This window comes from Natronobacterium gregoryi SP2 (assembly GCF_000230715.2).
In the GTDB taxonomy this organism is placed as follows: Archaea; Halobacteriota; Halobacteria; order Halobacteriales; family Natrialbaceae; genus Natronobacterium; species Natronobacterium gregoryi.
In genome coordinates this window covers 800552-824184 of sequence record NC_019792.1, presented here as the reverse complement: position 1 = coordinate 824184, position 23633 = coordinate 800552, and the positions used below count along the sequence as shown (strand labels likewise).

23 protein-coding genes are annotated in these 23633 nt (G+C 62.0%); 11 read left to right on the top strand and 12 right to left on the bottom strand.

What is annotated here, in order from left to right; all coding sequences use genetic code 11:
* Nucleotides 1-2: 2 nt before the first annotated feature.
* Nucleotides 3-518, bottom strand: a complete 516-nt coding sequence (locus NATGR_RS03985) for a DUF7332 family protein (protein WP_005581328.1) — start codon at nucleotides 516-518, stop codon at nucleotides 3-5.
* Nucleotides 519-578: 60 nt separating this feature from the next.
* Nucleotides 579-1256: an HD domain-containing protein gene (locus tag NATGR_RS03980; protein ID WP_005581329.1), complete on the bottom strand. Its 678-nt coding sequence runs from the start codon at nucleotides 1254-1256 to the stop codon at nucleotides 579-581.
* A gap of 222 nt (nucleotides 1257-1478) precedes the next feature.
* On the opposite strand from NATGR_RS03980, the gene NATGR_RS03975 reads away from it, so the two are divergent.
* The 3 genes from NATGR_RS03975 to NATGR_RS03965 all read left to right on the top strand — a co-directional run bounded on the left by NATGR_RS03975 (nucleotide 1479) and on the right by NATGR_RS03965 (nucleotide 4000).
* Nucleotides 1479-1895, top strand: a complete 417-nt coding sequence (locus NATGR_RS03975; protein WP_005581330.1) for a cobalamin B12-binding domain-containing protein — start codon at nucleotides 1479-1481, stop codon at nucleotides 1893-1895.
* Nucleotides 1892-2989 (top strand): methylmalonyl Co-A mutase-associated GTPase MeaB, encoded by a 1098-nt coding sequence (gene meaB, locus NATGR_RS03970; protein WP_005581331.1) that lies wholly within the window; start codon nucleotides 1892-1894, stop codon nucleotides 2987-2989. Before NATGR_RS03975 ends, meaB begins: the two co-directional genes overlap by 4 nt.
* Before the next feature lie 63 nt (nucleotides 2990-3052).
* Nucleotides 3053-4000 (top strand): alpha/beta fold hydrolase, encoded by a 948-nt coding sequence (locus NATGR_RS03965; protein WP_005581332.1) that lies wholly within the window; start codon nucleotides 3053-3055, stop codon nucleotides 3998-4000.
* On the opposite strand, the gene NATGR_RS03960 is transcribed toward NATGR_RS03965, so the two are convergent.
* Both NATGR_RS03960 and NATGR_RS03955 read right to left on the bottom strand, forming a co-directional pair.
* Nucleotides 3997-4386 carry a Zn-ribbon domain-containing OB-fold protein gene (locus NATGR_RS03960; protein WP_005581334.1) on the bottom strand — a complete coding sequence of 130 codons (390 nt, stop codon included), beginning with the start codon at nucleotides 4384-4386 and terminating at the stop codon, nucleotides 3997-3999. The two genes, NATGR_RS03965 and NATGR_RS03960, sit on opposite strands and share 4 nt — an antisense overlap.
* Nucleotides 4383-5555: a thiolase C-terminal domain-containing protein gene (locus NATGR_RS03955; RefSeq protein ID WP_005581336.1), complete on the bottom strand. Its 1173-nt coding sequence runs from the start codon at nucleotides 5553-5555 to the stop codon at nucleotides 4383-4385. Before NATGR_RS03955 ends, NATGR_RS03960 begins: the two co-directional genes overlap by 4 nt.
* Nucleotides 5556-5712: 157 nt before the next feature.
* Here NATGR_RS03955 and NATGR_RS03950 point away from each other — a divergent pair, with 157 nt between their 5' ends.
* Entirely contained in the window at nucleotides 5713-6780 is a 1068-nt protein-coding gene (locus NATGR_RS03950) for a M42 family metallopeptidase (protein ID WP_005581337.1), read from the top strand.
* 366 nt (nucleotides 6781-7146) lie between these two features.
* Nucleotides 7147-7371 (top strand): hypothetical protein, encoded by a 225-nt coding sequence (locus tag NATGR_RS03945; protein ID WP_005581338.1) that lies wholly within the window; start codon nucleotides 7147-7149, stop codon nucleotides 7369-7371.
* Between the two features lie 311 nt (nucleotides 7372-7682).
* Here NATGR_RS03945 and NATGR_RS03940 read toward each other — a convergent pair whose 3' ends face one another.
* Nucleotides 7683-8228, bottom strand: coding sequence for an SRPBCC family protein (locus NATGR_RS03940; protein WP_005581339.1), 546 nt, complete (start codon nucleotides 8226-8228; stop codon nucleotides 7683-7685).
* Nucleotides 8229-8341: 113 nt separating this feature from the next.
* Here NATGR_RS03940 and NATGR_RS03935 point away from each other — a divergent pair, with 113 nt between their 5' ends.
* A complete protein-coding gene (locus NATGR_RS03935) occupies nucleotides 8342-9280 on the top strand; it encodes an ArsA family ATPase (protein ID WP_005581340.1) in 939 nt (312 codons plus the stop codon).
* A 474-nt stretch (nucleotides 9281-9754) separates the two neighbouring features.
* Here NATGR_RS03935 and NATGR_RS03930 read toward each other — a convergent pair whose 3' ends face one another.
* Together NATGR_RS03930 and NATGR_RS03925 are read right to left on the bottom strand one after the other, a co-directional pair.
* Complete coding sequence (locus NATGR_RS03930) at nucleotides 9755-11620, bottom strand: TIGR04190 family B12-binding domain/radical SAM domain protein (protein WP_139222419.1); 1866 nt, start codon at nucleotides 11618-11620, stop codon at nucleotides 9755-9757.
* Nucleotides 11621-11755: 135 nt separating this feature from the next.
* A complete protein-coding gene (locus tag NATGR_RS03925) occupies nucleotides 11756-13627 on the bottom strand; it encodes a TIGR04190 family B12-binding domain/radical SAM domain protein (protein ID WP_015233309.1) in 1872 nt (623 codons plus the stop codon).
* Nucleotides 13628-14074: 447 nt separating this feature from the next.
* Here NATGR_RS03925 and NATGR_RS03920 point away from each other — a divergent pair, with 447 nt between their 5' ends.
* The 5 genes from NATGR_RS03920 to hpt all read left to right on the top strand — a co-directional run bounded on the left by NATGR_RS03920 (nucleotide 14075) and on the right by hpt (nucleotide 18299).
* Entirely contained in the window at nucleotides 14075-14821 is a 747-nt protein-coding gene (locus NATGR_RS03920; protein WP_005581344.1) for an FAD-binding protein, read from the top strand.
* 126 nt (nucleotides 14822-14947) lie between these two features.
* Nucleotides 14948-15622: a hypothetical protein gene (locus NATGR_RS03915; RefSeq protein WP_015233308.1), complete on the top strand. Its 675-nt coding sequence runs from the start codon at nucleotides 14948-14950 to the stop codon at nucleotides 15620-15622.
* A 64-nt stretch (nucleotides 15623-15686) separates the two neighbouring features.
* The gene (coaBC, locus tag NATGR_RS03910) at nucleotides 15687-16883 is read left to right on the top strand and encodes a bifunctional phosphopantothenoylcysteine decarboxylase/phosphopantothenate--cysteine ligase CoaBC (RefSeq protein ID WP_005581347.1); all 1197 of its coding nucleotides are present in this window, start codon (nucleotides 15687-15689) and stop codon (nucleotides 16881-16883) included.
* Nucleotides 16884-17072: 189 nt separating this feature from the next.
* The gene (locus tag NATGR_RS03905; protein WP_005581348.1) at nucleotides 17073-17675 is read left to right on the top strand and encodes a DUF7344 domain-containing protein; all 603 of its coding nucleotides are present in this window, start codon (nucleotides 17073-17075) and stop codon (nucleotides 17673-17675) included.
* A gap of 54 nt (nucleotides 17676-17729) precedes the next feature.
* Nucleotides 17730-18299 (top strand): hypoxanthine/guanine phosphoribosyltransferase, encoded by a 570-nt coding sequence (hpt, locus tag NATGR_RS03900; RefSeq protein ID WP_005581349.1) that lies wholly within the window; start codon nucleotides 17730-17732, stop codon nucleotides 18297-18299.
* Nucleotides 18300-18475: 176 nt separating this feature from the next.
* Here hpt and NATGR_RS03895 read toward each other — a convergent pair whose 3' ends face one another.
* Genes NATGR_RS03895 through NATGR_RS03875 form a run of 5 tightly spaced genes read right to left on the bottom strand, consistent with a single transcriptional unit; the run spans nucleotide 18476 to nucleotide 23608 of the window.
* Nucleotides 18476-18826, bottom strand: coding sequence for a hypothetical protein (locus NATGR_RS03895; protein WP_005581350.1), 351 nt, complete (start codon nucleotides 18824-18826; stop codon nucleotides 18476-18478).
* A gap of 39 nt (nucleotides 18827-18865) precedes the next feature.
* The gene (locus NATGR_RS03890; RefSeq protein WP_005581351.1) at nucleotides 18866-20218 is read right to left on the bottom strand and encodes an ABC transporter ATP-binding protein; all 1353 of its coding nucleotides are present in this window, start codon (nucleotides 20216-20218) and stop codon (nucleotides 18866-18868) included.
* Nucleotides 20215-21318: an ABC transporter ATP-binding protein gene (locus tag NATGR_RS03885; protein ID WP_005581352.1), complete on the bottom strand. Its 1104-nt coding sequence runs from the start codon at nucleotides 21316-21318 to the stop codon at nucleotides 20215-20217. Before NATGR_RS03885 ends, NATGR_RS03890 begins: the two co-directional genes overlap by 4 nt.
* Nucleotides 21318-22544: an ABC transporter permease gene (locus NATGR_RS03880; RefSeq protein ID WP_005581353.1), complete on the bottom strand. Its 1227-nt coding sequence runs from the start codon at nucleotides 22542-22544 to the stop codon at nucleotides 21318-21320. The genes NATGR_RS03885 and NATGR_RS03880 overlap by 1 nt, the downstream gene beginning before the upstream one ends.
* The gene (locus NATGR_RS03875) at nucleotides 22544-23608 is read right to left on the bottom strand and encodes an ABC transporter permease (RefSeq protein ID WP_005581354.1); all 1065 of its coding nucleotides are present in this window, start codon (nucleotides 23606-23608) and stop codon (nucleotides 22544-22546) included. The genes NATGR_RS03880 and NATGR_RS03875 overlap by 1 nt, the downstream gene beginning before the upstream one ends.
* Between the last annotated feature and the right edge of the window lie 25 nt (nucleotides 23609-23633).

Below are 23633 nucleotides of genomic sequence, written 5' to 3'. Positions count from 1 at the left end.
AGTCAACACTCGATGTGCTCGAACGGTCCGTCGAGCAACTCCTCGCCAGCATCGGGATCGTCCTCGTCGAAGTGTGGCGGATGATCTTCGTCGAGCCCTGCCGACTCGAGGTCGTCGAACATCGGTAACTGGAACTCGTAGCCGGTGACGACGGCGAAGGCCTCGAGCGGTGCGTCGGTGAACTCGTCGAAGTCGTCGGCGACGTAGTCGACGCCGGCGACGATCTCGACGATATTGCCGTCCGTGGTCGCCCCGACCAGTTCGGCACCGATCGATCCTCCCGAGTCGGTGAGCAGGCCGAAGTGGAGTCGAACCCAGATCGTAGCGCTGTCGTCGGACCCGATCGTGAACGCGGTGCCACCAGCACCCAGACAGCCCTCCCCGACCGCCGAGTCGGCGTCGACTCCGGCTGCTCGATCACCGTGACCCGTCTCGGCGACGACGGGCCCCGCTGTGAGAACCACGAAACAGACGAAGACGAGTGCAACTGCGGTCCCCGGTCGGCAGACGCGTCTCATCAGTCGAGACTTTCACGCACAGCAGCAAGAACGTACCGACTGGATCGAGAGCACAGCCGACTATTCGTCGCCGAGTGCTGCGATTTCGTCTTCGAGCCACTCGCTAAACCACTTCACGCGCTTGAGTCGCTGGTGAGCGATGCCTTCGGCAGTGCCACTCTGGACACGGGAGGCCGCATCGTAACCCCGCTCGAGGACGCGGTCGACCATCTCGTCGGCGTCCATGTGTGTTCGTGCCTCGTAGCCCATCCGCAACAGCATGAGCGCGGTGCCGTTGGCTCCGACCTTATCGAGGAGGTCGGCCTCGATGAGACACTGGGTCTCGAGTGCCAGATCGGTTAGATCACCCTGGTAGGAGTGGTGCTCGATGGCGCGACAGACCTGTTTGATGAACGATTCGGGGTAGTCCGAACGCGACTCGAGATACTCGCGAGCGACGCGAGCCCCTGCCTCGGCGTGGAGTTCTTGGTCGGTCTCGAGTTTTGCGACGTCGTGAAAGAGAGCGGCGACGCGTGTGACGTCGACGTCAGCGCCTTCTTTCCGGGCGATCTCTTCGGAGAGTTCGACCACGTTGAGGATGTGGTTGTGCCGGTACTCGGCGGAGTGCCAGGGGTACCAGCGCATACGGCCGCCTTCCTCTTCTTTCTCGACGCTTGCAGCGAGATACTCGAAGACGAACTGCTTCATCTCCTCGAACTCCGCGTCGGACACCCTGTTTTCTTTTATCTCGACGCCCACGAGAGATCCCTCCGCAGTAGACGAACGATAGTCATTGGCAGATTGTTCGGTAGTTTCGCTCTTTAGCCTTTGGTTCGGAATAGTGACGACTTCGAAGACCCTCACAGACTGTGAACGGATACCGTCGTTTACTCGTACTACGATAGTTTCGTCCGCACTTCGTCGCTACAACGTTCAACACCTTCCGTTAAAGTCAAACATACGGCCCGGGAAAGGATGTGTATGAGTAGCGAACAGGAAGGGCAGTCGATCCGGTGTCTCGTCGCCAAAGTCGGACTCGACGGTCACGACCGTGGTGCACACGTTATCTCGCGTGCGTTCCGCGACGCCGGCTTCGAAGTGATCTACTCCGGCCTCCACAAAGCCCCGGAAGACATCGTCCAGGCAGCAGTCCAGGAAGACGTCGACGTCCTCGGCATCTCCATTCTCTCGGGTGCTCACGATACGCTCGTCCCGAAAGTCATGGACGGCCTCCGGGAGTACGACGCCGCCGACGACACCCTCGTCCTCGTCGGTGGAGTCATCCCCGAGGAGGATCGACCCGGGCTCAAAGAAGACGGCGTCGCGGCCATCTTCGGTCCCGGAACGTCGATCGAGGAAACCGTCGAATTCGTCCGCGAAAACGCACCCGATCGATGAACGCCGACGACGAACGACTGCTCGAGGACCTCCTCGAGGGGAAACACCGCGCACTGGCCCGAGTTATCTCGAAGATCGAGGACCGGGCACCGGGGTACCGCGACCTCGTCTCGGAGCTGTACGCACACACCGGCGAGGCGGACGTAATCGGAATCACGGGCAGCCCCGGGGCAGGGAAGTCGACGCTCGTCGACAAACTCGCAGAAACCTACCGCGAACGCGACGAGACGGTCGGCATCATCGCGATCGACCCGTCTTCGCCGTTTTCCGGTGGTGCCGTCCTGGGCGACCGCATCCGAATGGGGTCGACGATCGGCGACATGGACGTCTTCGTTCGTTCGATGAGTGCCCGCGGAACGCTGGGTGGGCTCTCGACGGCGACGACGGACGCCGTGAAAGCGATGGACGCGTTCGGCAAGGACAAGATAATCATCGAGACCGTCGGTGCCGGACAGAACGAGATCGACATCGTCCGAACCGCCGACACCGTCGCCGTCCTCGTCCCGCCGGGGTCGGGCGACGACGTCCAGACGCTGAAAGCCGGCATCTTAGAGATCGCCGACGTCTTCGTCGTCAACAAGGCTGACCGCGACGGTGCTGACCGGACCGTCCACGAACTCCAGGACATGGTCGCCATGGGAGCCGGCGACGGTGTCAGCATGGCCGGCGGTGGCGGCCACCACGGTGCCGACGCACTAGCGACGATGGACGACCACGACGACGCTCACGCCGAGTGGGCAGAAGACGCCGACGCCGACGCCGACGCCGACGAGTGGGTCCCACCGATCGTCGAAACCGTCGCCACACGCGCCGAGGGCGTCGAGGAGTTCATCGGCGAACTCGAGACTCACCAGTCCTACCTCATCGATTCCGGCACCCGCGCGGAGATGGCTCGAAAGCGATACGCCGAGGAGATCAGGACTCTCCTGCGGGAAGACGTCCACGATCTGCTCGAGGACGAACTCGCGGCGGCCGGTGGGATCGACGACCTCGCAGAGAACGTCCGAACTGGCGAGACTAGCCCGTACTCGATCGCCGACGAGTTGCTCGCGCCGGTCGCGGACTGTCTCGACGAACTCGAGACGGGCGAGTAGCCTGGTTCCCAGTTTCCGAACTCCGACCGCAGTTCTAAGACCGTTGCCGTGGTACGACTCCGTATGAAAGCCCGGACAGTCCTCGGTACGGCAATCGGCACCGTCGGCGCAGCCGTCGTCGGGAACCGACTGCTCACCAAGCGCGCAGGTGACCTCGAGAACCCGCTTCCCGGTATCGAACGCACGTACCGATGGCGGGGGATAGAGACGACCTACACCGTCGCCGGTGACCCGCAGGACCCCGAGGTCTTGCTCTGTCACGGCATCTATACAGGCGCAAGCAGCCACGAGTTCGAGCCAATCTTCGAACGGCTGGCCGAAGACTATCGCGTCATCGCGGTCGACCTGCCCGGGTTCGGTCGCTCCGAGCGGCCGCCGCTGGTCTACTCGCCGACGCTGTACGCCGAGTTCCTCCGTGACTTCACGGTGGCCGTCACCGACGAACCGATCGTCGTCGCGTCGTCGCTGGCTGGGTCCTTCGCCGTCGACGCCGCAGACGAGACCGAGTTCGAACATCTGGTCCTGATCTGTCCGATCGAGGAAACCGCGGCGGAACGGCCGTGGCTCCGAACGCTACTTCGATCGCCAGTCGTCGGCACGACGCTTTTCAACGTCCTTGCGACCAAACCGGCAATCCGACACTTCTACAGCCGGGACGGCTACTACGACGCCGGCCGGCTCGACGAGAAAGAACTCGACTACGCCTGGGACAGTGCCCACCAGCCCGGCGCACGGTACGCACCCGCCTCGTTCGCGTCCGGAACGCTCGATCCGGCGTTCGACCTGACGGCCGCACTGGCCGCCCTCGAGACGCCGACGACGCTCGTCTGGGGTCGGGACGCGGAACTCGTCCCGCTGCGGACGGGACGAAACCTCGCCGAGGCCGCAGACCTCGAGCTGGTCGTCGTCGATTACTCGACGCTGTTGCCCCACGCCGAACACCCCGAGACGTTCCTCGAGTACCTGACTGCAGAACTGTTACACGCCGACGCCGGTATCGACGAATCCTAGACCGGTCTGAACGAGACCACTCGTTCGCCGCTCGTCTCCGAAATCGTCACGTCGATCTCGACTTCCAATCCGGTCGCTACCGCCTCGAGGTCGATATCGACGACCTGTCCGGTGAGCCGAACCGGCCCGAAGCCGGCGATCGCGGTCGCGTACGGCGCGTCGTCTTCGAAGGCTGGCGTGGGGACGTGCGTGACGGTGACCGTCGCTATCTCGCCCGTCTCGGGGAGTTGCTGTTTCTCGAGTGCTGTCGCGCCACACTCCGGGCAGACCCGCCGCGGTGGCAGGGAGCCGTGGCCAGCGGGACACTCGAGGTAGTAGGCTTCGCCCGCCTCGGCAGCGTCTACCCAGTCGTCGAAACCAGCGTCCTGGACTTCGTCGTCGCTCATCGGTCGCTCACCTCCTCGAGCACGTGAACTGTCGCACTGGCGACCGTGCCACCCGCGTTGTGTGCGACGCCCGTCGTCGCGTCGGGGACGTGGGCGCTGTTGGGGTGATCGCCTGCGAGGAGCTTCGTCACCTCCGCGATCTGGGACGCACCGGTCGCCCCGACCGGATGCCCCTTCGCTTTCAGTCCGCCCGAGAGGTTGACCGGCGTCTCGCCGTCGGCGGTCGTCCGCCCGTCTCGAGCGGCGGAGATCCCCTCCCCGGCCTGTTCGAGGTCGAGTGCCTCGAGTGCGAGCACTTCGGCGATCGTAAAGCAGTCGTGGACCTCGGCGAGATCGATGTCGTCTGCGTCGATGCCGGCGTCGGCGTACGCCTCTTTGCCGGCCTCGCGTGCGGCCGGCGACCGGGCGAGGTGGTCGCGGTCGTGCAGTGCCATCCGGTCGCCGCCCTGGCCGGTGCCCGTGATCGAGATAGGTGCCTCGAGATCGTGTTCTTCGGCGTAGGACTCACTCGTGAGGACGAGCGCGGCCGCGCCATCGGAGAGCGGACAGGAGTCGTACAGGCCAAGCGGTGTGGAGACCGTCGGGGCCTCGAGGACGTCGTCGACTTCGATCGCGCTCTGGTACTGGGCTTTCTCGTTCGAGAGAGCGTTGTCGTGGTTCTTGACCGCGACGTGTGCGAGATCCTCGCGTTTGCCGCCGAACCGATCGAAGTAGGCCTGTGCCATCAGCGCGTAGGCCCCGGGGAACGTCGTTCCAGCCCGTACTTCCCAGAGGTCGTCGGCCGCGATGGCGAGTGCCTCGGTCGCGCCCGCAGTACCGAGATTAGTCATTCGCTCAGCGCCGCCGACCAGCACGACATCGGCCTCGCCGTTTCGAAGTCGAACGACAGCGTCCCGAACGGCCGTCCCACTCGAGGCACACGCCGACTCGTAGCGCGTTGCAGGTGCCTGCACGCCTGCCGCTTCGGCCATCAGTGGCCCCTGGTGACCCTGGTGTTCGGACAGTTCGCCCATGAAGTTGCCATAGAAGACGGCGTCGACGTCGGCTCGAGGGACGCCGCTGTCTTCGAACGCTTCGACGGTCGCCTCGGCGAAGAGGTCTCGACTCGTCCGTTCGGGAGTGTTCCCGAAGGCGGTCAACCCAGACCCTGCAACGCGCACGTGGCTCATACCCCGATATACCTGATGGAACTGTTAATACCCCGTGGTTAACATCGCAACCGTTTGTGCCAGTTTCGTAGCGGGGTCGACGGCCTGTCCGGCGGTTCGCCAGTTGCAACTGTCTCGTTTCCACGTTCTTATATGGGAGTCGTACCCACGACTAAACGTGCCATCCACCGCATTCGACTTCGAGTTACTATGCGAACTGACCGAAACGAGCGGCGTCCCGGGTTACGAAGACCGGATTCGTGATCTCGTCGTCGACGAACTAGAAGCGACGGTCGATCGCGTACGGACCGATCCGATGGGCAACGTCGTCGGAACGCTCGAGGGCTCGGGCGACCACTCGGTCGCCGTTGCGGCCCACATGGACGAAATCGGTTTCATGGTCCGACACGTCGCAGGCGACGAAGACGGCGACGGGTTCGTCGAACTGGACGCACTCGGTGGCTGGGACGCCCGCGTCCTCAAAGCCCAGCGCGTGACGATCCACACCGACGAGGGCGACCTGCCGGGCGTCATCGGCTCGCCGCCACCACACACCTTAGACGAGGAAGAACGCGAGAAGACGCCGAAAGTCGAGGACGTCTTCGTCGACGTCGGCCTCCCCTACGAGGAACTCGAGGAGCGGGTCTCGCCGGGCGACCTCGTGACGATGGACCAGACGACCGAACGCGTCGGCGAGACGGTGACGGGCAAGGCACTCGACGACCGCGTCTGCCTGTTCGCGATGCTCGAGGCGGCCCGCCGACTCGAAAAGCCCGACGCGACGATCCACTTCTGTGCGACCGTCCAGGAGGAAGTCGGCCTACGGGGTGCTCACGCACTCGGCGTCGACGTCGACCCCGACCTGGCGATCGCACTGGACGTCACCGTCGCCAACGACGTCCCCGGCTTCGACGCCGGCGAATACGTCACCCAGCTCGGCGAGGGGACGGCGATCAAACTCAAAGACTCGAGCGTAATCACGAACCCGAAGGTCCACAAGCGCATGCAGTCGGTCGCCGACGACGCGGAGATCGACTACCAACTCGAGATCCTTCCTGCCGGCGGCACCGACACGGCCGGCTTCCAGAACACCGCCGGCGCGAAGCCCGTCGGCGCAATCTCGATCCCGACGCGGTACCTCCACACCGTCACCGAGACGGCACACGTCGACGACGTGGCAGCGACCATCGACCTCCTCGAGGCGTTTCTCGAGAGCGAGGACGGAGCACACGAGTACACGCTGTAAACTACCCCGCCCTACTCCCTCGGCGCATACGCGCCTCGGTTCTTGAACGTAGGGGCTTTGATGTGTACTCCCGGTAATCAGACGCCAGAAGTGATATTTTCCCCGTCGTGAACGGAGAGAGACCGAAGCTCTCTCAAGCAGTCGGGCGTAGTCCGACGACGACGGGGCTTCCCCTCCGAGGCGGAGAATATCCGTCTCGACAGCAACGAAAGTAACCCCGAGTCTGCACCCGATTTGGGTGGAGATAGCACGATTTCTTTATTCAGAATCGTGTCTGAAACTGAAACAAGCAATTCGGTAACTACGTGTGCGGACTGAGGGTTAGAAGCGCGGAAAGCCTATTACTCTTTACGAGGAATTCCATATATGGAACAGAACATCATCGAACGGAACTTCGTCGTGAGTTTTCTCCTCGGATTAGGCGTCATCATGATGATGGCATTTATCGGAGAACGGCTTGCTATTGCTCTGTTAGAATACGGCGTGCCATACGGAGAATGGATTGGTGTCGGTGTCGGAGCAATTGCTGTCTTTATCGCATTTGCGGCGGTGTACACTCGCTTCGATTCAGTCTACGGAAATCGACTGTAGTTATTCTCGTTCAGTTTAGTATCTGTACTGAACGCGAGTTTCACACCCTATACTGAATAAAGAAACTGTACTACCAACTACTGTTACTATCCCAAACGCGGTCGGGATTCCCCCGCCCTCAGGCGGAAGAGGATGCCAATTCGACTCTCTCATCAGTCGCTCCAGCAAACGGATGACGATGCGAGGCCGGATCGGCGTCGAGTGATCCGGTTTGCTGTCAGTCAGTTCCGGCGCGATCGCAACGCCGTTCGGGACTGTCCCGTCGCTGACTTCCAGCGGTCGGTGCGAACCGTCGACAGCCGACACGCGAGTCAGGGCAATTCGTGAATCGTCAGTTCCACGTCTCGAGGCTCCGTTCGCCCCTCGATGTCCATCACTAACCGCTGGACGACGCTTTCGGCTTCACTCACGAGTCGTGGCTCGACCTTGTCGACGACGCGATCCAGTGAGACGAATCGTGGAAGTGAGATGGCGGTCGTATCCGCGGAGTAAGGGTCGTACACGGCCTCGAAGTAGATCCGACTCGCCGACTCGATCTCGTCGTCGACCACACCGCCGTCGGAGACGGCGTCGGGTTCAGGCTCGATACGCCACTCGCCACGTGCATCGACGTCTTTGACGAGTTGCCACTCGAGCGACGTCGGTGGAGAGACGTCGACAACCTTCGAGCGGGCGGTGTAGCCGAGTTTCCACCACGCGAGACGCAGGTCGTAGATCGAGCCGACGCCACCGTCACCGTGTACGTCGACGGCTTTCAGGTGGTCAGTGTAACGCGGGTACTCGGTGAACGACCGCACGTACGGAAAGACCTCCTCGGGCGGACGGTATGCGACGGTACTGAGGAGAATCTTGTCCACACCTGCCGTAGGACAGGTTCGAAAGTAAGGTTTGCCATCCGGGGTGGTCTCATCGATTACGATCTCGTGGGAATTGTCGAAGCAGCCATAGATCAGTTCTCGAATCTGTCTATATGGGCGAACTGTGCGACCTCGAGTCCGGGCCGCGAATGGTTGCAGTCACGGGCAAAGGCGGCGTCGGAAAGACGACCTGTTCTGCGGCGACGGCGGTTCACCTCGCCGAAACCGGCCAGCGGACACTGCTGCTGTCGACCGATCGGTCGCCGTCGCTGTCGGACATTCTCGAGACCGATGTCTTCGGCGAGATTACGTCGGTCGACGGTGTCGACGGTCTCGATGCCGTGGAAATGGACTACGACGCTATCCGGGAAAAGTGGAAAGAAACGTATGGTGAAGACATCTATCGGGTGTTCTCGTCGTTCGTCTCGGTCGGTGAGGAGGTGATCGACTACGTCGCCGAAGCACCGGGCATCGCAGACGAGTTCATGCTAGGATACATCCTCGAGTACTTCGAAGGAGACGTCTACGACCGAATCGTCTGGGATACCGCCCCAGCCGGCGGGACGATCGCGCTACTGGAAGCCCAGGAACGGTTCTACGACCACCTTGGACAGGCCCCGAAGATCTATGCGGATCTGCGGTCGCTGGCGAGTGGCGACCTGAAGAAACGTCCGGCGACGCTGTTCGAAGAGTGGCGCGAACTCTCCGCTGACTGTCTCTCGATGGTCCAGGGCCCAGACACCACGTTCGTCGTCGTGACGATCGCTGAAGGGCTCGGCGTCAACGAGACCGATCGAATTATCGACGACCTCGAGCGGCACGACCTCGGCGTACAGCGAGTTGTGGCGAACAAGGTCCTCGAAGATGTCGGGGCGGACGATTGTAAACACCACCGCGAACGAGCGGCGATGCACGCCGAATACCTCGAGGTGCTCGAGGACCGGTACGCATCGGAGTACGGTGTGGCGACGATTCCGCAACTCCCGCGAGAAGTGAAAGGACTCGAGGCGATCGAAACGGTCTCCGATCATCTGTTCGAATCGGCCGACTGATACGGATTGCTGTAACTAGTTACTGCTGATCGCCAGAACGGGGTCGGCGATCGGCGGTAAGTGAATACAGCAAACCGTCTGATACGGTTTCCGCTCCGTCAGTGACGGCGCACCCGTGACCCGAAGCGGGTACGTCGGGACGTCGGCCGGGACGGAGCGCTGTGTGACGGTCCGGTGGATCGCGTTCTCCTGTCTCAGATTCGAGTCGCCGACCGATGGAGAAGAGACGACCAGCGTCCTCGAGCGACCGCACGGGGGCAGGGCCAGGCCGGAGGCGTCCCGTTGGACCGTCGGGAGCGACTCGACCGGTCGCGCGCTACGCCACCGTCGTCACTGCAGTCGCGGTCGAACGACTGTTGTGCGACCAGTGTAACCGTTTCGCCCGTCGACCACCGATGCGAACCGGCCGGCACGATCGGGTTCGACACAGTAATGCAACCGTTGCCCACCCCCAGTTGCAGGTGTTACCACGGATCAGCGGCGTTCGCCGCTTCGCGACACCCGCATAGTCTCGCTTTCGGAGTTGCGTTTCGAGCCAAACAGTATCTGCATGCCGAGTTTTCCGAGCGAGAGGACGTCCCGGAACCCGTCGTTGTTCCAGGTGAGTTCGTCGTTGCCACAGATACTGTACTCGCCGGTCCCGCCGAGTTCTTCCTGGAGTTGCTCGAGGCGTTCCTGACGTTCGTCTTCCGGACCCTCGAGGACGTCGTCGACGGCGTCGATCACCTCCTGGGATCGCTCGAGACGCGTCTTGACTTCCTGATAGGTGTTCTGGTCGATCACGTCGAACTCGTGTTTGAGTTCGTTCATCCCGAACGCCGCCTCGTAGGTCGCATCGACGATATCGTCGCGGGACATCCACTCTGTCTCGTAGCTCAACATGTGCTTCCAGCTCGGGGACAACAGCCGTTCGCGGTGCTCCTCGATTGTATCACAGAACGGTCGGTAGCCGTACTCTTCGGGGTTCTCGTAGCCGGGACTACCTGGGTCCAGAAACGGTGCCAGCGGTGCAGTAAACGGCGCGATTCGATCGTCGTCGAAGGTCTCGAGCAGATGACGGGAGTACGCTACGTCACCGACGGCGTCGTCGTAGGTCTGTTCCGGCAGACCGACCATAAAGAACAGGTCGATCTTGTTGCAGCCGTGGTCCAGTGCCTGCGAGAGCGTCCGTTCGAGCTCTTCGTTCGAGGTCGCGAACTTGCCGACGCGTTTTCGGACGTCCTCGTCGTGGGACTCGATGCTCAGTTGGAGGCTGTAGTCGGCAGTCGCCCGATCGAACCGCTCGAACAGTTCCTCGTCTGCGGGGCCGAACAGTTCGAAGATGAACTCGTTTTCGACGTCGGCCTCCTCGAGCAGGTCGAGGAACTCGTGAGCGTAGTCGGGCCCACCCATTCGGAGGTCGTGAATGACGAAGATCGGTCCCTTCGAGAACGCGGTGATCTCTTCGACGTCCCGGAGTAACTGTTCGGGGGAGCGAAGCGCGGGCGACGAGCGGTTCGCGACTTTCTGGTAGCTGCTCCTCGAACCACCACAGAACGAACAGTTCCGCGCACAGCCCCGTGATAGCAGCAACAGCGTTACGGGGTCGTCGAGCCAGTTTCGGTACGGGAGCGTCTTCTTGATGCTGCCGTACTTCACTACCGATCGGATGACGTATTCGTAAGAGGGCAGCGAGACGTAGTCCAAATCGGTCGGCACACACTCCAGTGGGTTGACCACCACGTCGCCGTCGTCGACCCACGTGACGTTGGGAACGTCGTGGGGTTTCTCTCCCTGCTCGAGCGTTTCGATCAGTTGTAAGATGGGCTCTTCGGTCGAGTCGCCTCGAACGACGTAGTCCACGCAGTCGTACTGGATCAGTTCGTCGTGGAAGTACGACGAGCTCAACCCACCGAAGATCACGGGAGTGTCGGGATGGTGCTCTTTCAGCAGACGTGCGATTTCGATTGCGCCGTGACAGTGAGGGAGCCAGTGGAGGTCGATCCCGAAGTAGTTCGCACTCGAGTGTTTGATTTCGGCTTCGGGATCGTAGTCTTCGTCCATCAGCATCTGATTTGCGAGGTTGACGATCCGGGCGTCGTAGCCGTTTCCCTCGAGATAGTCGGCGATACTGGTCAGGCCGATTGGATACATCTCGAACACCGGCGACGAGGGAATGACGTCGCTGATCGGACCGAACACCTCCGACCGTTCGCGGAAGTCGTAGACGCTCGGCGGGTGAAAGAACGTGAGATCGGGCGTAGACGTAAACGGAACTGCCCTCGAGACCGCGTTCCGCCCCCGTTTACGGACGCTATGCAACATAGATCGGTTGCGACCAGGCGAGGTGGAGTCGCGCATGAATGTCCTCTACCCGTGGTTAGGGGCTAATAGCCATAACGAGAGTCCTTCAGTATCGTCGGTATTATGCTCCGGCCCCAGGCGACTGGCCCGCACGGAAGTCGAGAACAGTCCAGAGCCGGCCGCCAACTTGGCCTATCGGCGTTCGCCGCTCCTCGAGAGCCGCCGATCGTCGGCTCCGGAACTACGCTTCGACCCAGCCAGTATCTGCATGCCGAGTTTTCCGAGCGAGAAGACATCCCGGAACCCGTCGTTGTTCCAAGTGAGTTCGTCGTTGCCACAGATACTGTACTCGCCGGTCCCACCGAGTTCTTCCTGGAGTTGCTCGAGGCGTTCCTGACGTTCGTCTTCCGGACCCTCGAGGACGTCGTCGACAGCGTCGATCACCTCCAAGGATCGTTCGAGACGCGTCTTGACCTCCACGTAGGTGTCCTCGTCGATCACGTCGAACTCGTGTTTGAGTTCGTTCATCCCGAACCCCGCCTCGTAGGTCGCATCGACGATTTCGTCCCGGGACAGCCACTCCGTCTCGTAGTTCAATATGTGCTTCCAGCTCGGGGCCAACAGCCGCTCGCGGTGCTCCTCGAGCGTATCACAGAGCGGTCGATAACCGTGTTCTTCTGGGTTCTCGTAGCCGGGACTGCCGGGGTCCAGAAACGGTGCCAGCGGTGCGGTAAACGGCGCGATTCGATCGTCGTCGAGGGTCTCGAGCAGATGGCGGGAGTACTCCACGTCACCGACGGCGTCGTCGTAGGTCTGCTCGGGCAGGCCGATCATGTAGAACAGATCGATCTGATTACAACCGTTGTCCAGTGCCAGCGAGAGCGTGCGTTCGAGTTCCTCGTTCGAGGTTGCAAACTTGCCGACGTGCTCCCGAACGTCCTCGGCGTGAGACTCGATGCTCAGTTGGAGGCTGTAGTCGGCAGTCGCTCGGTCGAGTCGCTCGAACAACTCCTCGTCGGCGGGGCCGAACAGTTCGAAGATGAACTGATTGTCGACGTCGACCTCCTCGAGTAAGTCGAGGAACTCGTCAGTGAACTCGGGGCCGCCCATGCGGAAGTCGTTGATGACGAAGATCGGCCCCTTCGAGAACGCGGTGATGTCGTCGATGTCCTGGCGCAGCCGTTCTGGGGACCGAAATGCCGGCGACGAACGGTTCACCGCCGTCTCGTAGGCGGTTCTCGAGCCGCCACAGTACGCACAGTTCCGTGCACAGCCTCGGCACGGAAGCAGCATCGTCATGGGATCGTCGAGCCACCTGCGGTACGGGAGCGTCTTCTTGATGCTGCCGTACTTCACCACCGATCGGATGACGTACTCGTAGGACGGAAGCGATGCGTAGTCCAGATCGGTCGGCACACACTCCAATGGGTTGACCACCACGTCACCGTCGTCGACCCACGTGACGTTGGGAACGTCGTGGGGTTTCTCTCCCTGCTCGAGCGTTTCGATCAGTCGCAAGATTGGTTCTTCGGTCGAGTCACCTCGAACGACGTAGTCGACACAGTCGTACTCGACCAGTTCGTCGTGGAAGTACGACGAGCTCAAACCGCCAAAGAGGACTGGCGTATCGGGGTGGTGCTTTTTGACGAGACGCGCGATTTCGATCGCGCCGTGACAGTGAGGGAGCCAGTGGAGGTCGATCCCGAAGTAGTTCGCACTCGAGTGTTTAATTTCGGCTTCGGGGTCGTAGTCTTCGTCCATCAGCATCTGGTTCGCGAGGTTGACGATCCGGGTGTCGTAGCCGTTTCCCTCGAGATAGTCGGCGATACTGGTCAGGCCGATTGGATACATCTCGAACACCGGCGACGAGGGAATGACGTCACTGATCGGACCGAACACCTCCGACCGCTCGCGGAAGTCGTAGACACTCGGCGGGTGAAAGAGCGTGAGATCGGGCGTAGAGACAAACGGAACCGCTCTCGAGACCGCGTTTCGACCCTGCTCACGAACGCTGTGCAACGTGGATCGCTCGGGGTTGGGGCCTGGAACAGTGGAGTCGCGCATGAATGTCCTCTACCCGTGATTAGGGGTTAGTAGCCATAACGGGAGTCCTTCAGTATCGTCGGTATTATCACCTAGACACTCGCCAGACGGCCCGTTCCGGTCGAGATCGTTCTTCGTAGGGCTGCTGGGCCGATATACTGCCGTGGCCGTGAGACGACAGCCGCGCCAGAACGAACTGGAAACGAGGTCGGGAAACTCGCGTGGACGCCGCCAGGAACGTTCGGACGGACTGCTGGAAGTCGTCGACGGGCCAGTCCCGAACGGCCTTGCGGTTGCACCGGGACGTCGGGACAGCAATCCGCAGCAGTGTGTAATTGATACACCGTCTGGCTTCGGGCTCAAAACGCCGTCGTGCGATCGGGTGGACACTGGCCGTCGGCAGGCCCCCTCGAGTCGCATCCGACTCGACCCGACAACTTCTCTAACTGCGCTTCCAAAGGGTGCGGTATGCGAGATGTCTGTCTCGTCGGTGGCGGCGTCGCTGGGCTCGCAGCCTCGATCTTCACCGCACGTGCGGGACTGGAGACGCTCGTCGTCGATGACGATCGGGAGTCGATCCTTACACGTAACGCCAGCCTCGAGAACTACCCCGGTTTTCCGTACGGCGTCGATGCCCGCAGATACCTGCAGTTGAGCCGCGAACAGGCTGAAATAGCCGGTGCGAAGTTCGAAGACGGTCGGATCACGTGCGTCGAGCCGCTCGACGAGGCGAATCTCGAGAACGGATTCCTCCTCGAGACTGCGTCGGGCGAGGAGATCGAGGCTAGGCGGGTGGTCGCAGCCTCCTGGCCAGACAGTGAGTATCTCGGCTCCCTCGGCGTCGACCGAAAGCAGCGTGGGAGCAAACATCACGTCGCAGTCGGCGACGGTGGTCGGACGGCCGTCGACGGCGTCTACGCGGCGGGTCGGATCGCCGGGGAACCCCATCAGGCGATCGTCGCTGCTGGTCACGGAGCGAAAGTAGGCCTCGCGGTAATCCACGACTCTGCCGTCAACTTCTATCACGACTGGGTCGTTCCGGAAGGGTACTTTACGGGCCGAGAACGCGCAGTGCCGCCGTGCTGTGAAGAGATCGACGACGACGAACGGCGCGAACGCGACGAACGAGCGCGGGCACGCTTGCTCGAGGCGTTCGAAGCTCCGTTGGACGAACAGCCGAGACTGCACCCGGCCGTCGAGATGGCAGACGAGTGAGACGGGGTCGCACTTCCGTCGCGCCTGCGACCCGAAGCGGTTGCGCCGGGGCATCGGTACGGCACTCCGTCTGCGTTGTCCGACCGCTGCCGGAAGATTTGTCACCGTCCCTGCTCGTTTTGTTCTATGCACAGGCGGGCGATGCTACTGGCAACTGGTGGGGTAGCTACCGTCGCGGGGTGTTTCTCCACCGACGGAACCGAACAGGCCGATGCAACTGCCGACTTCGTCGACTCCAACGTCCTCACCGCGCCGCCCCGAGACGGGAGTACCGATACGTCGTGGCTTCGAATCGACATCGAGAACGACACGAGCGCTCCCCACGGCCGACTCGAGGCCGAGTCTCGAGTTCGCTCGGAAGACGGGACGACGATGGTGACCGGCGAACACGTCACGAGTTACCTTCCAGCGAACACGACGTTACGGTACTTTGTCGACGCGGAGTTCGAGGTGGACGCGGTCGACGCCGTCGAAAACGACGTTGTCGAGGCAAACACGCGAGTCGAGAGTACGCAACTCGACGACGTGACGGTACGGAACACCGACCTGTCTGCTGGTGGCGACGTCCTCAACGTGACCGGTGAATTCTCGGTCGGCGTCGACGAGGCAGAACGACTCGTCGTCGTTGCCCTGATCTACGACGAAGCCGGGAGGCTCCGGGGAACTGGCACCGACATCAAGTACACCCTCGATACGACGGAACCGGTCGAGTTCGGTGCTAACTCGGACGGGTTTCGAGCACCCGCCGGAAGTACTCCGCTCGAGTCGTACGACGTGGTCGTTTTCGACGGCTACACTTGATCGAGTACTCGAACCCGACGGGCCTCGCTACGCTTAACAGGGCTCGAACGAGAGTACGAGACGAATGCTCGAGGGAGTCAACGTCGCGCTCGGGGTGACTGGATCGATCGCAGCCGTAAAGACGGTCGAACTGGTCCACGAGTTGCGACGCCGTGGTGCCGAGGTTCGGGGTGTGATGACCGACAGTGCGCGAGGGATCGTCCATCCCTGGACCGTCGAGTTCGCGACCGACAACGACGTCGTCACCGAAATTACGGGCGAGGTCCAACACGTCGACCTCTGTGGCTACGACGGGTGGGCCGATGTCTTTCTGATCGCGCCGGCGACCGCAAACACCGTCGGCAAGATCGCCGCCGCCATCGACGATACGCCGGTGACGACCTGTGCGACGACCGCGCTGGGGACGGACGTCCCGGTCGTGATCGTGCCGGCGATGCACAAACCGATGTACGACCATCCCGGCGTCCTCGAGGCGATCGACGCGGTCGACGAATGGGGCGTCGAGTTCGTCGATCCACGGATCGAAGAGGGAAAAGCGAAGATCGCAAGCGAGGAGGCGATCGTCTGTGCCATCGCGCGTGCGGCCGGCCCCGCTCCTCTCGAGGGCGAACGCGTCGTCGTCACCAGTGGCGCAACGGCAGAATCGGTCGATCCCGTCCGCGTCCTCACGAACCGCTCGTCCGGCAAGATGGGGCGGGCAGTCGCGAGGGCCTGTTACGTGCGAGGCGCGGACGTGACGCTCGTCCACGGCGTCGTCGGTCCGCGGCCGCTCTCGTCGGATTCGGGGGCAGGTGACGTCCCGTACGCCGCGGTTCGCGAGGTCGAGACCGCAGCGGAAATGATCGAAACGACTCGCGAAGCCTGTGTTGGGGCCGATACACTCGTCTCTGCAGCCGCAATCGGCGACTACACGCTCGAGTCGAGAGTCGAGAAGATCCGGTCGGGCCAGGACGTGACGCTCGAACTCGAGTCGACGGCGAAACTCATCGACGAAATCAGAGCTGACCGTCCCGAACTGCCGATCGTCGGGTTCAAAACCGAAACCGCCGGCGACGAGAGTACGATGATAGCACAGGCTCGAGAGACGCTCGGGCGGGCGGATCTCGCGTTCGTCGTCGCCAACGACGCGAGCGTGATGGGGGCAGACGAGACGAGGGCGCTGCTCGTTCACGCGGAAGACGCCGCACGGTTCGAGGGCACGAAAGCGGGACTCGGTGGCGAGATAGCCGATTCGATTGCTGCGATTCTGTCGGTCGAGTAAAGCGCCTGAAACTGTTTATAACGGGAAGTCACCGGTTGCGTGAGACCGGAAGTGCATCGTCTGGCAGTGGTGACTCGCTGCGACGATTCGCGTGCCAGGAACCTTATATAGAATGCGTTCCACCCACGAATTAATGACGATATTCTCGAAATCAGCCGGCCACTGCATCGACACGACGAGGTGATCGTTGTGGGCCAGCACAAGCGACACGAAATCGACGAGAGCGGGGCCGGCCCTACCGACCGCAAGCCCCTGTCGAAAGGCGAGGTCTTCGAACTGCTGCGGAATCAACGCCGGCGATACGTCCTTCACTTTCTGAAACGGGACGACCGCCCGGTCGAACTCGGCGATCTCGCACAGCAGGTCGCCGCCTGGGAGTACGAGACGTCTCTCGAGAGCGTCACCGCCGAACAGCGAAAGCGAGTGTACACGACCCTCCAGCAGACCCACCTGCCGAAGATGGACGAGGCCGGCATCCTCACGTTTGACTCGGATCGCGGGATCGTCGAACCGACCACGCGAACGCGGGACGTGAGCGTCTACTTGGAGATCGTTCCGAGCCGTGAGTTCGCCTGGCGGGAACTGTACCTCTCGCTCGGTGCGGTAAGCTGTGCGCTCGTCGCCGCGCTGTGGGCAGGCATCTACCCGCTGACGATCCTGTCACCGGTTACGTGGGCAGGGATCATCGCCGTGACGCTCACCGTGACTGCGGTCGGACACATCTACTACGAACGCAACATGCGTGTGGGACACGGCGATCAGCCTCCGGAGCTGCGGTATGGGGACGAATAGCGCGGAACCGGGACGTATCGTCAACTTTTACTCCGATACCGACCGACCCACGACATGGATCAACTGAAACAGTCGCTCCTCGACGCGCCGATCATCGAGAAGAACGGCTACCACTACTTCGTCCATCCGATCAGCGACGGCATCCCCAAACTCGAGTCCGACCTCCTGCGCGAGATCGTCGTCCGAATCACGCGCAAGGCCGACCTCGAGGACGTCGACCGGATCGTTACGCCGGCCGCGATGGGAATCCACATTTCCACCGCAGTGTCGTTGATGACCGACATTCCGGTGACGGTCATTCGCAAGCGCGAGTACGGCCTCGAGGGAGAAGTCGAGATCTCCCAGCAAACCGGCTACTCCGAGAACGAGATGTACATCAACGACGTTTACGAGGGCGAACGGGTCCTCGTCATCGACGACGTCCTCTCGACCGGTGGCACCCTCGCTGCGGTGCTCGAGGCCCTCGACGGGATCGGCGCTGAAGTCGTCGACACCGTCGCCGTCATCAAGAAAGCTGGCGGTGAGAACAAGGTCGATGCGGCAGGCTACGACGTCAAGACGTTGATCAACGTCGACGTCGTCGACGGTGAAGTCGTCATCGTCGACGAGCACGGCGACGGCTGATGCGGACGTAGTGGTCTCTGCGTGTGATGGATAACGGGCTCATACGGATTGCTGTAACGAGAGCCCGGTGCAACCGCAAACCGCCCTGGGGTTGCACCGTCACTGACTTCCAGCGATCCGTATCAGGCAACGAACGCCGTCGGCTGGGTCTACGAACTCGAGTGTCTTCGGGACGCTCACCTCCGCACTCGTGACCAGTCGAGTGCGTACGCCTGAAACAGCATTCCACACACCATCGCGATGCCGATCGACAGAAGCGAGAAGACGATCGCGACGTTGGCGAGCGGTTGGACGCGCAGCCAGCCCGCGAGAAGGCCGACGACGGCGAGCACGATCGAGACGGCACCGAGTGCGATGCCGATCGATCCGGCGACATCGACGGCGGTCGGGACGTCGGAGTCGTCGACGGCAGTCGACGGCAGGGAAGCAAATCCCAGACTCGACCGTGAGCCGGTATCGCCTCCTGGTCTACCGGCGCCAGTCGACGAGTCTCGAGACACCTCGTCTCGGTTCTGCTCGCGACTCATACGTGTTCCGTAGTCATTTGGTGTACAATCCACGATACTTCAGTCTGTCAGTTGCTCGTGTGAGCGTGAGTCGTCCGACGAGACGGGCGTTCCAGTCGCCTCGACGAGATGACAGGCGCACTTACGATCCGATTCGACCGACTCGAGCACCGGTTTCTCGTGCTCACAGACCGTCGAGAACTGCTCCTCGAGGGAGTTGGCGGCAGCCTCGAGGTTCCCCGCCGCGGTGCGTTCGAGTGCTCGCGCGAGGGTCGTCTCGGCCGTCTCGTCAGGCAGTCGCTGGGGGAGATCGTACTCGTCTCTGATCCAGGTCGCGAGGGTCGCCTCGTCGACGTCCTCGGGTGCCACGGCAGTGGGATCGTCCCACCGGTCGGATTCGAGCGCGTGAACGCGGACGATGCTCTCGAGGTCGACCCCGTCGTTCTGGACGTTCTTTCGGAACTGCAAGACGCTCCGCCAGACTCCTTGTGGCACGTCGATATCGTCGGGCGGGATCACCGCGGGACAGCGCGTATGGAACCGGCAACCGGACGGCGGGTTCGACGGGTCAGGTACGTCGCCCGTGAGCCCCTGTCCGAAGCCGCGCTGGCTCGGGTCCGGCCGTGGGATCGACGACAGCAGTGCCTTCGTGTAGGGATGTTGCGGGTCTGCGAACAGTTCCTCGGTCGGTGCCACCTCGACGAACTCACCGAGGTACATCACCGCGACGCGATCGCAGATCTCACGCACGACACCTAGGTTGTGGCTAATGATCAACACCGTCAGCCCGAAGCTCTCCTGGAACTGGTCGATGCGTTTGAGAATCTCCGACTGGACCGACACGTCGAGCGCCGACACTGGCTCGTCAGCCACGATCAGTTCCGGATTGACAGAGAGCGCTCGAGCCAGACCGATCCGCTGTTTCTGGCCACCCGAGAACTCGTGAGGGTATCGATCCATATCCGACGCAGAGAGACCCACCCGCTCGAGAAGATCGGCGACGATCGCACGGCGTCGATCTTCGTCGGCCATCCCCTGGACGGTCAGTGGCTCTGCGACTGACTCGCCGACGCTCATCCGCGGGTCGAAACTCGAGTCAGGGTCCTGGAAGATCATCTGGACCTCGCGACGGAACTTCCGGAGTTTTGCCTCGTCGTAGGCCATCACGTCCTCACTGTCGAAACGAATCTCACCGTCGGTCGGCTCCTCGAGTCGGATCATCGCTTTCGCGGCAGTCGATTTGCCACAGCCGGATTCCCCGACGATGCCGACCGTCTCGCCGCGCTCGAGTTCGAAGCTGATGCCGTCGACGGCCTTTGCACGGGCGACTTCTTCGTTGAGGTAGCCGTCCGTGATCGGGTAGTGTTTCTCGAGGTTCTCGACCTCGAGCAGCGGCTCGCTCGAGGGGCTCATCGGCGCTTCCCTCCGTCGGCGGAGACGTCGTCGGTGAGTTGCTCTTCCGGTGGCGCGTCGCGGACGACCGACGAGTCCATCTCCGGTCGGTAGTGAACACAGGAGACCTGGTGATCGTCACCGTCGACTGCTGCCATCGACGGCTGCCCGCCTTGGTGACACTCCTCGAGTGTGTACTCGCATCGGCTGGCGAACCGACAGCCGCCCGGCGGTGATCGCGGGTCCGGTAGTTCGCCGGGGATACCACCGAGTGTGCCCTCTCCGGGGAGACACTCGAGCAACGCTTTCGTGTAGGGGTGAGACGGCGACTCGAAAACTGCTTCGACGGGGCCACGTTCCATCACCTTCCCTGCGTACATGACGACGACGCGGTCGGCGATGTTGGCGACGACGCCGAGGTCGTGCGTGATGAACAGCAGACCCATGTCTCGCTTCTCTTGGAGCCGGTTCAGCAACTCGAGGATCTGGGCCTGGATAGTCACGTCAAGTGCCGTCGTCGGCTCGTCGGCGATCAGCAGGTCCGGATCACAGGCGAGTGCCATTGCGATGATGACTCGTTGTTTCATCCCGCCGGAGAGTTCGTGCGGATAGTCGTCGAGACGGGAGCTGGCTTCCGGGATTCCGACCTGCGTGAGCAGTTCGACGGTGAGTTCGGTCGCCTCCTCGTCGGTAACGTCTCGGTGGAGCTGGATCGCCTCGCGGATCTGCCAGCCAACGGTGTAGACCGGGTTCAATGCCCCCTGTGGGTTCTGGAAGATGTGGCCGACCGTCCGACCTCGGATCTGGCCGAGTTCGTCCTCGGACCGGTGTGTGACCTCGTTGCCGTCGATAGCGACCGACCCGTCGGCGATGTAGCCCGGGGGCTGCTTGAACAGTTGTGTAATCGACTCACTGGTAACCGTCTTCCCGGACCCGCTCTCGCCGACGATGGCGACCGTTTCGCCGCGTTCGACCGTCAGCGAGACGCCGTCGACCGCCTTGACCACCCCTTGATCCGTGTCGAAGTACGTACAGAGGTTCGACACCTCGAGCAGTGGCGCACTCTCGTCGATCGAGTCGGTACCTGTGATATCGTCGTGGTCGTCGGTATTCGTACTCATTACTCACCACCTCCGTGTCGTGGGTCGAGCGCGTCTCGCATGGCATCACCGAGGAAATTGAACGCGAGGATCGTAAAGAAGAGGAAAAAGCCCGGAATCGTCGAGATCCACCAGGCGTTCGTTAGCTGGTCGCGACCGCCTGCGATCACGCGACCCCAGGATGCAATACCCGCCTCCGAGAGACCGATGAACGCAATCGCTGCCTCCGCGAGGATGATCGCGGGAATCGAGAGCGTCGCGGCCGTGATGACGCTGTTCGAGATGTTCGGTAGCAGGTGTCGACGGATCGTCCAGAACCCTCGTGCGCCGGCGCTTTTGGCGGCCACGATGTACGGCTCTTCTCGACGCTGGAGCGCCTCGGATCGCATGATCCGGGCGTAGGCTCCCCAGCCCGTCAGGCCGAAGATCACGATGATGACGAACAGGCTACCGCCGATAGTGTAGGCGAGCAACAGATAGAGGAAAAACGTGGGGAAAGTCATCTGCAGGTCGACGTATCGCATGCAGACTTCGTCGACGAGACCGCCGTGGTAGGCGGCGGTGAGTGCGACGGTCGCTGCGATAGTGATGCTCATCAACGTCGCAATGAGTCCGACCTGCATGCTGATCTCCATTCCCTCGATGCTGAGCAAGAGCAGGTCCTCGCCCGATGACGTCGTCCCCAGCGGATACTCCCAGCTTCCGTGACACATCGAGACCCCGTCTTCGATCGTCGTCCCGCCAGGACACTGCCGGCCGACGACGTACTCCTCGACCGACAGCCAGACCGGCGGCTGGTTCTCCATCCCGGGAGTGCGGTCCGCACTCGGCAGGAGCCGCGTCCCGACGACCCCGATCAGGAAGACGACGATCAGAAACAGACCACTGATGACGGCCGCCTTGTTCTTCCTGAACTCGTGCCAGTAGTGTCTGGTCATCCGGGGGTTTTGGTACAGCGGTACGACCCCGTAGAAGAACAGGACGAGCAGCGTCCCTATCCACAGCCAGCCGACCAGACTGATCGTTCCGACCAACGGAAACTGGAAGGGGGAAGCGCCGATCACGTACCGCGAGAGCAGGTCGATCACCACGCCGAGCGTCCACACACTCACGACGGCGATCCACGCCAGTTGCGTTGGCGATCGCTCGTCGGTCTCGAGATCGATCTCGGACCAGTCGACGTCCTCGAAAGTCGTGTCCCTCTGGGAGTCGTCCGAAGCGCTGTATTCGTCGTTGTGCCTACTCATTATCGATCACCGTAGTCGATGCGCGGATCGAGAATCGCGTACGTGATGTCCTCGATGAGGTTGCCGACGATCGCGAGGAACGTCGGAATGAGGATCGTGATCGCGACCAGGTCGGTATCTTGCCTGATGATCGCCTCGTACGAGGCGAGGCCGATACCCGGAATCCCGAAGACGATCTCGATGAGATACGAGCCAACCAGCACCAGTCCAACCATACGACCGACGAAGATCGTCATCAGCGGTACCGAAGCCGGCCGGAAGATGTGTTTCGAGACGATCGCCCAGTCGCTTGCACCCTTCGCTTTCGCCGTCTTGACGAAGTCGGCGTCGACGTACTCGAGCGCTTCGGCCCGAGCGTAACGCATCACTGTCGCGGTCGACGTCGTCAACAGGACGAACGCCGGGAGAACGAGTTGCTGGAGGTTCGCCGGACTAAGGACGCCGACGTAGCGTTCGCCCTCGAACTCTTCTCTGACGAAGGCCGGATGGCTGTCGTCGGCCCGCTCGAGCAGCGTGAACCCACCGTCCTGTGAGATCGGGTAATAGTGATTCCAGCCGACGTCGACCCAGCCGAGCATCGTCCCGAAGATGACCAGTAAGACGATCGCGAACCAGAAGTTCGGGAGGCTAATGCCGAAGAAAGCCCCGAACGTCGCCGCGTAATCTTTCGTCGTGTACTGGTTGACGGCCGAGTAGAGGCCAATCGCGGTTCCGATGATCGTCGCGATGATGACCGCCGGCACGGCGTACATCGCAGAGTACGGTGCAGCGGTGACGATGACGTCCGCCACGGGCTGACTGTACTCGATGGACCAGCCCCAGTCACCCTGAACGAACCCAGTCAAGTAGTCTACGTACCGTTCGTGGAGCGGCCCAGCCACTCCGTAGCGCTCCTCTGCAGCCGCTGCAGCCGCTTCGGGATCGACGCCTTCCTGCGCCGCAGCGAACTCGGCTTGCATGATCCGCTGATCGGGAACGAGATCCATCAACAGGAACGTAACTGACAGGATGATCCACGAGGCAAAGCCGGCCCACAGCAGCCGCCGGAGAATATACCACTTCATGTCGATTTATACGTTGTAATCAAAA

Coding starts and splice junctions, on each gene's coding strand:
- NATGR_RS03875 (WP_005581354.1), bottom strand. CDS start 23,608: ATGAAGTGGTATATTCTCCGGCGGCTGCTGTGGGCCGGCTTTGCCTCG.
- NATGR_RS03955 (WP_005581336.1), bottom strand. CDS start 5,555: ATGAGCCACGTGCGCGTTGCAGGGTCTGGGTTGACCGCCTTCGGGAAC.
- NATGR_RS03965 (WP_005581332.1), top strand. CDS start 3,053: ATGAAAGCCCGGACAGTCCTCGGTACGGCAATCGGCACCGTCGGCGCA.
- NATGR_RS03895 (WP_005581350.1), bottom strand. CDS start 18,826: ATGAGTCGCGAGCAGAACCGAGACGAGGTGTCTCGAGACTCGTCGACT.
- NATGR_RS03985 (WP_005581328.1), bottom strand. CDS start 518: ATGAGACGCGTCTGCCGACCGGGGACCGCAGTTGCACTCGTCTTCGTC.
- NATGR_RS03930 (WP_139222419.1), bottom strand. CDS start 11,620: ATGCGCGACTCCACCTCGCCTGGTCGCAACCGATCTATGTTGCATAGC.
- NATGR_RS03880 (WP_005581353.1), bottom strand. CDS start 22,544: ATGAGTAGGCACAACGACGAATACAGCGCTTCGGACGACTCCCAGAGG.
- NATGR_RS03890 (WP_005581351.1), bottom strand. CDS start 20,218: ATGAGCCCCTCGAGCGAGCCGCTGCTCGAGGTCGAGAACCTCGAGAAA.
- NATGR_RS03915 (WP_015233308.1), top strand. CDS start 14,948: ATGCACAGGCGGGCGATGCTACTGGCAACTGGTGGGGTAGCTACCGTC.
- NATGR_RS03935 (WP_005581340.1), top strand. CDS start 8,342: ATGGGCGAACTGTGCGACCTCGAGTCCGGGCCGCGAATGGTTGCAGTC.
- NATGR_RS03960 (WP_005581334.1), bottom strand. CDS start 4,386: ATGAGCGACGACGAAGTCCAGGACGCTGGTTTCGACGACTGGGTAGAC.
- NATGR_RS03925 (WP_015233309.1), bottom strand. CDS start 13,627: ATGCGCGACTCCACTGTTCCAGGCCCCAACCCCGAGCGATCCACGTTG.
- NATGR_RS03975 (WP_005581330.1), top strand. CDS start 1,479: ATGAGTAGCGAACAGGAAGGGCAGTCGATCCGGTGTCTCGTCGCCAAA.
- NATGR_RS03920 (WP_005581344.1), top strand. CDS start 14,075: ATGCGAGATGTCTGTCTCGTCGGTGGCGGCGTCGCTGGGCTCGCAGCC.
- NATGR_RS03945 (WP_005581338.1), top strand. CDS start 7,147: ATGGAACAGAACATCATCGAACGGAACTTCGTCGTGAGTTTTCTCCTC.
- coaBC (WP_005581347.1), top strand. CDS start 15,687: ATGCTCGAGGGAGTCAACGTCGCGCTCGGGGTGACTGGATCGATCGCA.
- meaB (WP_005581331.1), top strand. CDS start 1,892: ATGAACGCCGACGACGAACGACTGCTCGAGGACCTCCTCGAGGGGAAA.
- hpt (WP_005581349.1), top strand. CDS start 17,730: ATGGATCAACTGAAACAGTCGCTCCTCGACGCGCCGATCATCGAGAAG.
- NATGR_RS03885 (WP_005581352.1), bottom strand. CDS start 21,318: ATGAGTACGAATACCGACGACCACGACGATATCACAGGTACCGACTCG.